Annotated in this window: 9 protein-coding genes; all 9 read right to left on the reverse strand. The window is 74.4% G+C overall.

Annotation, left to right across the window (positions count from 1 at the left end; genetic code table 11):
* Nucleotides 1-212: 212 nt before the first annotated feature.
* Nucleotides 213-1,127, reverse strand: coding sequence for an LLM class flavin-dependent oxidoreductase (locus AB0J08_RS31565; protein ID WP_360641274.1), 915 nt, complete (start codon nt 1,125-1,127; stop codon nt 213-215).
* A 74-nt stretch (nt 1,128-1,201) separates the two neighbouring features.
* Nucleotides 1,202-2,578: an aminotransferase class V-fold PLP-dependent enzyme gene (locus AB0J08_RS31570; protein WP_360641275.1), complete on the reverse strand. Its 1,377-nt coding sequence runs from the start codon at nt 2,576-2,578 to the stop codon at nt 1,202-1,204.
* Nucleotides 2,563-3,369: an SDR family oxidoreductase gene (locus AB0J08_RS31575; protein ID WP_360641276.1), complete on the reverse strand. Its 807-nt coding sequence runs from the start codon at nt 3,367-3,369 to the stop codon at nt 2,563-2,565. The genes AB0J08_RS31570 and AB0J08_RS31575 overlap by 16 nt, the downstream gene beginning before the upstream one ends.
* A gap of 88 nt (nt 3,370-3,457) precedes the next feature.
* A complete protein-coding gene (locus AB0J08_RS31580) occupies nt 3,458-4,318 on the reverse strand; it encodes a sulfurtransferase (protein WP_360641277.1) in 861 nt (286 codons plus the stop codon).
* Nucleotides 4,319-4,445: 127 nt separating this feature from the next.
* Nucleotides 4,446-5,639: an MFS transporter gene (locus tag AB0J08_RS31585; protein WP_360641278.1), complete on the reverse strand. Its 1,194-nt coding sequence runs from the start codon at nt 5,637-5,639 to the stop codon at nt 4,446-4,448.
* Nucleotides 5,640-5,698: 59 nt separating this feature from the next.
* Nucleotides 5,699-6,220 carry a cupin domain-containing protein gene (locus AB0J08_RS31590; protein WP_360641279.1) on the reverse strand — a complete coding sequence of 174 codons (522 nt, stop codon included), beginning with the start codon at nt 6,218-6,220 and terminating at the stop codon, nt 5,699-5,701.
* Nucleotides 6,221-6,248: 28 nt separating this feature from the next.
* Complete coding sequence (locus tag AB0J08_RS31595; protein ID WP_360641280.1) at nt 6,249-7,487, reverse strand: styrene monooxygenase/indole monooxygenase family protein; 1,239 nt, start codon at nt 7,485-7,487, stop codon at nt 6,249-6,251.
* On the reverse strand, nt 7,484-8,671 hold the full coding sequence (locus AB0J08_RS31600) for an LLM class flavin-dependent oxidoreductase (protein WP_360641281.1): 1,188 nt from the start codon (nt 8,669-8,671) through the stop codon (nt 7,484-7,486). The genes AB0J08_RS31595 and AB0J08_RS31600 overlap by 4 nt, the downstream gene beginning before the upstream one ends.
* Nucleotides 8,668-9,559: styrene monooxygenase/indole monooxygenase family protein (locus tag AB0J08_RS31605; RefSeq protein ID WP_360641282.1), on the reverse strand; the 892-nt coding region annotated here is incomplete at its 5' end. The genes AB0J08_RS31600 and AB0J08_RS31605, both read right to left, overlap by 4 nt.

Below are 9,559 nucleotides of genomic sequence, written 5' to 3' on the forward strand. Positions count from 1 at the left end.
GCGGTGAGGCACCGCGGACAGGTCCGCCGATCCGCCCCGCCGACCACCGTTCGGGCCGTGGGCAGCCCGACGGACCGGCCATGCCGGCCGTGCCGGAAGACGTTGCGCGGGTCCCACGTCTCGGCGACGCGGGCTGTGGACCGGCCGGGTCGCCCCGGCCGACACGTGGGACAGGATCGCGTCGTGAGATCCCCCGTGGTGTGCGGTCGCCGTCAGCTGTCACGCAGCGGCGGAATCACCTCACGGGCGACTCGTTCGAATTCCTCCCGATGGGCCTCCCCCGGCCAGTCGAGGACGAACTCCGAGACACCGGCCCCGGTGAAGCGCTCGAAGATCTCCTCGTAGCCGTGCCGTCCTCGTCTCGGGTCCCAGGGCCCGAAGATCGTGTACCCGCGCCGGATGTCCGCGGGGTCGCGGCCGGCCTCGGTGGCCAGCCGGTCCAGCCGGCGGTTCTGCTCGGCGGTGATGCCGAGCACCTCCGGCGCGCTCGCGCCCGGCGGGCCGTGGGTGTTCCAGGCGTCGGCGCACGCGGCCGCCACCCGGATCAGCGTCGGGGACTGGCCTCCGACGATCAGCGGCAGCCGCGGCGACTGCAGCGACCCGGGCACCGTCACCACGTCCTTGACCCACAGCCGGTCGCCGTCGTGGCTGAACACCCCGCCGCGCAGCACGCCGTCGACGATCGCCACGTAGTCCGCGAACCGCTCGGCCCGCTCCTTGGGCGACCACGGCTCCTGCCCCACGCTGTGGTGGTCCCAGGGGAAGAGCCCGGCGCCGATGCCCAGGTCGAACCGGCCACCGGACAGGTGGTCGAGGGCGATCGCCTGCTTGGCCAGCTGGGCCGGCGGGCGCAGGATCTGGTTGGCCACCAGGGTGCCGATCCGGATCCGCCGCGTGGTCACCGCCGCCGTGGCCAGTACGGACCAGCTGCCGAACCAGAGGCCGCTCGGGTCGCGCAGGTCCGCGCTGTGATCGGGCACGAAGACCTGGTCGAAACCGAGCTCCTCCAGCCATCTCAGCCGTTCCACCAGCACCGGGAAAGGCTGGTCCGGATAGAGCATGACGCCGAATCGGCGGACGGGTCGAGCAGGATCGTCCATGTGTTCGATCGTGCGTGGTCCGGTCATGTCGGGCACTCTCCTTCCGGTGCCGGAGCCTACTGAGAAACGGTCATCCGGGGCGCGGGCCGGGGAATTCATGCTCACCGGAGGAATTCCGGCACCGGCCGGGGGTCCGGTACCGGCCGCCAGCCGTCCTCCGGGTGGCCGTACGTCCAGCGCGGTCCGTGCCGCACCAGCTCGCCCAGCGCCGCCACCAGGCGGTCGACGTGCTCGTCGGTGGTGCCGAGGCCGATGCTGGCGCGCAGCGCGCGGTCGCCCTGGTGCCCGGGCGCGTCGCGCAGCAGGGCGCTGACCGCCTGGTGCGCGCAGAACGCCCCGTCCCGGACGCCGATCCCGTACTCCGCGGAGAGCGCCGTGGCCACCAGCCGCTGGTCGGCGGGCGCGTCACCGCAGCGGGCGACGCTGAAGGAAACCACGCCGAGCCGCGGGTGTCCGCCCCGCCACAGGTCCAGCAGGCGCACCCCCGGGACGGTGGCCAGCCCGCCACGGAGCCGGGCCGTCAGCGCCTGCTCGTGCCGGGTGACGGCGTCCCAGCCGGTGGCGGTCAGCGTCCGGCAGGCGACCGCCATCGCATGGGTGCCCACCACGTTCGGGGAGCCGCCCTCGTGCCGGTGCGGCAGCGCCGTCCAGCGGACGTTCTCCCGGCCGTCCTCCTCCGCGACCTTGGCCGTCGCCCCGCCGCCCGCCAGGTAGGGGTCGGCGGTGTCCAGCCAGTCGGCGGAGCCCACCAGGGCGCCCGCGCCGAACGGCGCGTACAGCTTGTGTCCGGAGAGCGCGGCCCAGTCGACGCCCCAGCCGGCGAGGTCCAGCGGCCGGTGCCCGGCCAGTTGGGCGGCGTCCAGCACGGTGCGCGCGCCGTGGCCGCCGGCCACCTCCGCCAGGTCGGCGACCGGCCACAGCTCCCCGGTCACGTTGGACGCCCCGGTGATCACCACCAGCTTCGGCCCCCTGGGGGCGTCGGCGAGCGCCTTCGCCAGCGCGGTCACCGCGTCCGCCGCGGTGGCCGGCCGGGCGAGGCGGTACACCGGGGAGCCGCGCCAGGCCAGCAGGGCGGCGTGGTGGTCGGTGGAGAACCGGAAGACCGCCGTGCCGGCCGGCAGCGCGCGGCCGAGCAGGTTGAGCGCGTCGGTGGTGTTGCGGGTGAACACCACCTCGGCGTCCGGGGCCGCGCCGGCGAAGCGGCGCACCGTGTCCCGGGCCCGCTCGTAGGCCCGGGTGGAGACCGCGGAGGCGAACCCGGCGCCGCGGTGCACGCTGCTGTACCAGGGCCGCATGCCGTCCACCGCGTGCCGCACGGCCACCAGGCTCGGGGTGCTCGCCGCGTAGTCGAGGTTGGCGTACGGCACCAGGGCCCCGGTCACCAGCGGCACCTTGAGGTCGCCGCCGACGACCTCCGGCACGGTCCGGGCGGCCCGCTGCGGCCCCGCGGTGGTCGCGGGCGTCACCGGGCCGTCCATCCACCGTCCATGACCAGCACCGAGCCGGTGAAGAAGCCCGCCTCGTCGCCGGCCAGGTAGACGACCGCCGAGGCGGCCTCCTGCGCGCTCGCGATCCGGCCGAGCGGGTGCAGCGCGGTGAACATGTCGGCCATCTCCTGGTTGCCGCCCACCGAGGAGCGGTACATCGGCGTGTCCACCGTCGCCAGCGCGAGGGCGTTGACCCGGATGTTCTCGCCGGCGTACTCCAGTGCGGCGGCCTTGGTGAGGCCCACCACGCCGTGCTTCCCGGCCACGTAGGCGCTGATCCCGGCGCCGAACCCGACCACGCCCAGCTGCGAGGCGTTGTTGACGATCACTCCGCCGCCGCGCCGCTGCAGGGCCGGGATCTCGTGCCGCATCGACAGGAAGACGCTGGTGAGCACCCGGCCGAGGTCCTCCGTCCAGGCCTCCGGCTTCTGGTCGGCGACCAGGCCCGGGGTGCCCAGCGTCCCGGCGTTGTTGAAGGCGATGTCCAGGCCGCCGTAGTGCTGCTCGGCCGCGCGGACGGCGGCCGCGACGTCCTCGTCGACCGTGACGTCGGCCGTGACGGCGATCGCGGCGCCGCCGGCGGCGGTGATCTCCCCGGCGACCCGGTCCAGTTCGCTCCGGCGCCGGGCCGCCAGCACCACGCTCGCGCCCTGCGCGGCCAGGGCCTTGGCGGCGGCCTCGCCGATGCCGGAGCTGGCGCCCGTCACCAGGGCGACCTTGCCCGCCAGCCGGTCCCGGGCGGGTGCGCCGGGCGGGGACTGCGTCGTGTTGCGTTCGTTCATGGCGGTGGTGGGGGCCGCCCGAGGCCGGGCCGGCCCACTCCCTTCAGGCTCGGAGGATCGGCGTGGAGTGGGTGGGGAGGTGCTCGGCTCAGTCGCCGGGGGTGCCGCGTTCGACCGGCACGCCGACCAGCGACCCGTACTCGGCCCAGGAGCCGTCGTAGTTGCGGACGTCCGGCCAGCCCAGCAGCTCGCGCAGGACGAACCAGGAGTGCGCTGAGCGGGCGCCGACCCAGCAGTAGGTGATGGTGCCGCGGGCGGGCTCCAGGCCGGCGAACCGCCGGCCGAGCTCCTCGTCGGAGCGGAAGGTGTCGTCCGCGTCGACGACGGCCTCCCAGGGCAGGTGGACCGCGCCGGGGACGTGGCCGCAGCGCTGGGCCACCTCGTGCGGGTCGTTGCCGGCGGCGAAGGCCGCTCCGGCGAAGCCGGGTGCGAAGACCAGCCCGGAGTACTCCTCCGGGCTCCGGACGTCGATGATGTTGCGCTGCCCGATGGCGGCGAGGACGTCGTCCCTGGTCGCCCGGACGGACGGGTCCGGGCCGGTGACCCGGTAACCGGTCGCCGGGCGGTCGGGCAGCGCGGTGGTGAGCGGGCGCCCGTCCAGCTCCCACTTGCGGCGGCCGCCGTCGAGCAGCCGCACGGAGCGGTGGCCGTGGAGGGTGAGGTACCAGTAGAGCTGGGTGGCCAGCAGGTTGGCGTTGGCCGAGTACACCACGACGGTGTCCTCCTCGCCGATGCCCTTGGCCCGCATCAGCCGTTCGAACGCCGCCGGGCCGACGACGCCGAGCCGCAGGTCGTCCTGGAGTTCGCTCCAGTTGATCCAGACGGCGCCCGGCGGATGACCCTTGCGGTACTCGGTGTCCTCGTTGCCGGTCTCGACGAGGACCACTCCTGCGGTGCCGAGACGACGCTCGGCCCAGTCGCCGGTGACCAGGACGGAATCACGACCCATGGTTTGCCCCTCGTGGAGTGACGGCCGGTGGCCCCGGCGGACGTCCCGGCCCCCGCACGGGGCCGGGCGGAGCGGACCCGGGCGGGGCCGGCCGGCGCACCGGGCGCGGGCCCCGCCGGGCGGAGCGTCAGGCCGGCGAGGTCGCGGCCGTCCGCTCCTTGGTCCCGGTGCTCGCCCCGCTGCCGCCGGTGCGGTCCCGGTGCCAGGCGTAGGCGCTGAGCAGGATGCCGAGGACGGTGACCGCGGCGGCGGCGAGGTAGACGGAGCGCAGGCCGGGGCCGTCGATGACCCGGCCGCCCAGCCAGCCGGCCAGGGCGGCGGCGAGCTGGTAGCCGGAGGCGTTCACCGCGATCGCCAGGGTCGGCGCCGAACTGGCGGTGGTCAGCACCCGGGTCTGCATGCCGGGGATGACGGAGAAGCCCAGCGCGCCGATCACGAACACCATCACCGCGGTGGCGACGGTGCCGCCGCTGACCGCCCACATCATCAGCAGTCCCACGGTGAGCAGGCCCAGCAGGCCGACCTGCGAGGCCATCAGGGAGCGGTCGGAGAGCCAGCCGCCGACGAAGTTGCCGGCCGCCGCACCGACGCCGTACGCCAGCAGCAGCAGCGGGACGGCCCCGTCGGCGAAGCCGGTGAGGTCGGTGAGCAGCGGCGAGAAGTAGGTGAACACCATGAGCAGACCCATGTTGGCGACGGCGGTGATGCCGATCGCCAGCTGGACGTTGCGGTCGCGGAACACCCGCAGCTCCGCCACCGCGCTGGTGGTGGAGGCCGCGACGTCCGGTACCAGCGGCAGCACCAGGACCAGGCCGACCAGGCAGACCGCGGCGATGACGGCGAAGGTCGCGCGCCAGCCGAAGTGGTCGCCGATGAACGTACCGATGGGCGCGCCGAGCATCATCGAGAGGTTCATCCCGAAGACCAGCTTGGACACGGTCGAGGCCTGCTTGCCCTCCGGGGCCGTGGACGCGGCGATCACGATCGCGTTGGCGAAGAACGTGGCGGTCACCAGCGCCGTGACGATGCGCGCGACGAACAGCACGGCGTACGCGGGCGCCAGCGCCGACGCGACGTTGCCGACGATCACGATGACGAGCAGGCCGACGATGAGCGGCTTGCGCGGGTACTGGGCGGTCAGCGCGGTGAGCACCGGGCCGCCGATGATCATTCCGATGGCGTACGCCGTGACCAGGAGCCCGGCCGCGGGGATCGACACGTCGAGGTCGGCGGCGACGTCCGGCAGGATGCCGGCGATGACGAACTCGCCGGTGGTGATGCCGAACACGCACAGCATCAGGGAAAGGAGCTTCAACGACATGGTGTCTCTTCTGTCGGTACGGGAGCGTTGGCCGGCCGGCCGAGGGGCCGGAGCGGCCGTCAGGGGGTCGGCGGCGGGCCCGCGTAGCGGTACGCGTAGGTGGTGCCCAGCGCGATGATGTGATCGAGGTCGGGGCCGCCCACGTCCTCGGTGGGCAGCGTGAGGGCCCTGGCGTGCGGGATCTCCGCCTTCAGGAACAGGTCGAACTGCGGCCTGCGGTCCGGCTGGGGCGTGGAGTGGATGGTGAGGAAGCGGGCGTTCGGCGAGGTCGTCACGAAGCCGTGCGGAACGGTCCGCGGCACGATCATCGTGCTGCCGGCCTCGGCGACGACCTCCTGCCCGTCGCAGATCATGCGCAGCGTGCCGTCCAGGACCATGAAGACCTCGTCCTCGTAGTCGTGGATGTGCAGCGGCGTGTTGTAGCCGCGGTTGCCGGTGTGCTGCACGACGGTGAAGGCGTTGCCGGTCGCCTCGCCGGGCACGCGTATCTGGGCCAGGCCGCCGAGCAGCCACACCGCGGTCTGCTCGGACTCGGGGATCAGTCGGCCCTTCTCGTCCCGGGCCATGTCGGGAAAGGTCATTGCACTCCTTCGGTGGTCGCGGCTCCGCTCAGGGGGTGGCCGGTGCGGTCCGCTCGCAGTCGGCGAGGAAGGCGCTCACGCCCTCCGGGGTGGCCAGCGCCCGCCACATCGAGACCGGGTCGTTGAAGTGGCCGACGAACGCGTCGGCCACCCGTTTGTCGGCCGCCGCCCGCCCGAACAGCGCGGCGACGTGCGGCGCGGGTTCGGCGAGGAAGGCATTGCTCCACTCCACGACGTGGCGCGCGTGCTCCCAGAGCCGCTCGGACGCGTCACGGCAGAACTCCTCGTCGTAGCGGCCCTGATGGCGCGTGATCAGCTCGGCCAGGGCGAAGGCGGTGTGCGAGCCGAGGTTGGCGCCCTGGGCGGTGAGCGGGTCGTTGGTGATCCAGGCGTCGCCGACGGCCAGCGCGCAGGTGCCGTCGTCGAGCCGGGCCCAGCCCCGGCGGACCACCGGGGTGACGGCGCCCTGGGTGAGTTCGCCGGGCGCGGTGAGCGCGAACCCGGCGGTGTCGATCCGCTCGCGCAGGCCCGGGGCGTGGGCGGCGACCAGGTCGAGCACGTGCCGGTGGAACGCCGCGGGATCGGCGTCGGCGTCGAGGTGGCAGGCGGACTCCAGCGGGCCGCCCGGGACGGCCTCGAAGGCGAGCACGTCGGCCCGGCCGGCCGGGGAGTGGAAGGGCAGGCGCAGGATCTCGCCGGCGCCGGGCAGGAAGTGGATGTCGAGGGAGTGCGGCACCTCCTCGTCGATCCCGAAGTAGATCCCGGCGCACAGGACGCGCTGCGGCGTGGTGTACGGCGAGCGGCCGGCGTCGGCCGGGAACAGCCGCCGCACCGACCGGTTGCCGTTGGCGACGACCAGCAGGTCGTGGCGGCGGGCGAGTTCCTCGACCGGCTGGTCGCCGACCTCCAGCTCACCGCCGCGGTCGACGAAGGCGCTGAGCAGCCGTGGCAGGTAGATCCGGAAGTCGACCACGCTGGACGGCGGCCGCAGGTCGGCGAGGAACTCCAGCGGCCGCGGCTCGCCGGTGTGCATGGTGACCGCCCAGTGCCGCACCTGTGCGTCGGCGAACTCCCATTCGTGGACGCCGAGTTCCCGCTCCCGCTGCTGGGTCCGCCCGAACCGGGCTGGGAAGTTGCGTGGCCGGCCGCCCTTGAGGCCGTCGATGCCGTGCTCCGAGTACACCGTCACCGGGACGCCCGACTGCTGCAGGCGCAGCGCCAGTTGCAGGCCGGAGATGCCGGATCCGATGACGCCCACGCCGGTCATGCGGACACCGCCCCGGCGCCGGAACCGGAGCCGGAGCCGGCACCTGGGCCGGAGCCCGCGAACGGGCCGGCGTCGGAGCGCAGCCGGGCGGCGAGCCAGCCGACCGACTCGATCGTGTAGCCGGCGGCCTCCGGTGAGGCCAGCGCCGAGGCGGGGATCAGCACGGGGTGGCGCATACCGGCGTCGACGAGCTCGCCGATCCGCTTGAGCACCGTCTCCCGGCTGCCCGCGATGACCTGGTCGGCGACCACCTCGTCGGGCACCACCGCGAGGGCCCGCTCCACCTCCGCCCGGGTGAGCAGGTGCGGCAGCAGTTCGACCAGTCCCCGGTAGTCCTCGCCGAAGGGGTGGGCGGCGCCGTGCCGCCGCCAGGCCCGGGCGCCCGCGTGCAGCGCGAGGAAGCGGATCGGGGTGGCCCGCAGCAGGTCCTGCGCGGCGGCGTCGGTCGGCGCCACCACGATCGGGGCGCCGCCCGCCGCGACGATGCTGTCGGGGTCACGGTCGGCGTCGACGGCGGCGGCCCGCACCACGTCGAGCCGCCGGGCGTACTCCTCGGGGGCCATCAGTTCGGAGGGGAGCCAGCCGTCGGCGTGGCGGCCGGCCAGGGTGAGCATCCGCGGGCGGTTGGCACCGAGCCAGATCCGGGGCGTGCGGCCCTCGGGAGCGGGGGTGATGAGCGCCCGGTCGAGGGTGAAGTAGGTGCCGCGGAAGTCGTGCGGGCCCTCGCCGGAGAGCAGCAGACGCAGGACGCGCAGCGCCTCCTCGACCCGGTCCACCTGGTGGTCGTGCGGCACCCCGTACGGCACGAGGTTCTCCAGCGCTCCCGCGCCGATGCCGAGGACGGGTGCCCGGTCGGTGAGTTGGGCGAGGGTCAGCGCGGTCTGCGCGAGCACCGCGGGGTGGCGCCGGTTCGGGTCGGTGACCCCGATGGCCAGCCGGACCGGGCCGGCCTGCGGGGCGAAGTTGCCGAGCACGGTGGCGAAGTCGAGGCAGCGGTCCGGGGTGGGCAGGCCCGCCGCGACATGGCTGAAGTCGGTGTCCCAGGCCTGCCGGGGGAAGACGTTCATCAGGTGGTCGAAGACCAGGAAGGTGTCCAGCCCGGCCTCGCGGGCGAGTCCGAGCAGTCCCCGCCCGTCCTCGATCCGTCCGACCGCGTCCCAGACCAGGCCGACCTCGACACTCATGCTGCGCTCCTCACGGACTGAGCCCGGGCGATGAACTCGTCGGTGCTCTCGGGGCTGGCGAGGCCGCGCCACATGGCGTCCGGCCGGTCGAGGTGGGCGACGAAGGCGTCGGCCACCCGCTGGTCGGCCGCGGCAGCGGCGAGCAGGGTGCCCAGGTGCGCCGGGGGCGGGCCGACGAACAGGTTGGTCCAGTCGACGACGGGTTGGGCGCGCTGCCACATCCGTTCGGAGACGGCACGGCAGAACGCCCCGTCGTAGGGCCCGGCGTGTTCGCGCAGCACGTCGGCGAGGAGGAAGGCCAGCTCGGAGCCGAGGTTGGCGCCCTGCGCGGTGAGCGGGTCGTTGGCGATCCAGGCGTCGCCGACGGCCAGCGCGTACCGGTCGCCGTCGAGTCGGGCCCAGCCCCGGCGGACCACCGGGACGACGGCACCCTGGAGCAGGTCCACCGGCCGGGCGAGCGCGAAGTCCCGCTCGTCGACGCGCTCGCGCAGCGCGGGTGCGTGGGTGGCGACCAGGGCGAGGACCTCCTTGGCGAACCCGTCCGGGTCGTCGCGGTGGTCCCGCCCGGTCAACGCCGCGAACGGGCCGTCCGGGACGGCCTCGACGAGGACGGCGGTCACCTGTCCGGCGAAGGAGTGGTAGGTCGGGGCGTGGATCTCACCGGCCCCGGGGACCATGTGCATCGTCATCCCGGCCGGCTCCGGCGGCCGGACCCCGTGGAACAGGCCACCGGCGAGCCGGCGCGGCGCCGAGAGGTAGGGCGAGCGGGCCGGGTCCCGCGGGAAGACGTCGGTCAGCGCGCCCCGCCCGGCCGCCGACTCGACGATCGCGCCGTCGCCGATCACCGCGCCGTCCAGCGCCGTGCGGTCGCCGACGGTCGCGTACGCG

The sequence above is a fragment of the Kitasatospora sp. NPDC050463 genome, assembly GCF_040655255.1.
In the GTDB taxonomy this organism is placed as follows: domain Bacteria; phylum Actinomycetota; class Actinomycetes; order Streptomycetales; family Streptomycetaceae; genus Kitasatospora.

Bases quoted from the DNA above. Each gene is read 5' to 3' on its own strand.
- AB0J08_RS31600 (WP_360641281.1), bottom strand. From the start codon at position 8,671: ATGAGTGTCGAGGTCGGCCTGGTCTGGGACGCGGTCGGACGGATCGAG.
- AB0J08_RS31595 (WP_360641280.1), bottom strand. From the start codon at position 7,487: ATGACCGGCGTGGGCGTCATCGGATCCGGCATCTCCGGCCTGCAACTG.
- AB0J08_RS31565 (WP_360641274.1), bottom strand. From the start codon at position 1,127: ATGACCGGACCACGCACGATCGAACACATGGACGATCCTGCTCGACCC.
- AB0J08_RS31570 (WP_360641275.1), bottom strand. From the start codon at position 2,578: ATGGACGGCCCGGTGACGCCCGCGACCACCGCGGGGCCGCAGCGGGCC.
- AB0J08_RS31585 (WP_360641278.1), bottom strand. From the start codon at position 5,639: ATGTCGTTGAAGCTCCTTTCCCTGATGCTGTGCGTGTTCGGCATCACC.
- AB0J08_RS31590 (WP_360641279.1), bottom strand. From the start codon at position 6,220: ATGACCTTTCCCGACATGGCCCGGGACGAGAAGGGCCGACTGATCCCC.
- AB0J08_RS31580 (WP_360641277.1), bottom strand. From the start codon at position 4,318: ATGGGTCGTGATTCCGTCCTGGTCACCGGCGACTGGGCCGAGCGTCGT.
- AB0J08_RS31575 (WP_360641276.1), bottom strand. From the start codon at position 3,369: ATGAACGAACGCAACACGACGCAGTCCCCGCCCGGCGCACCCGCCCGG.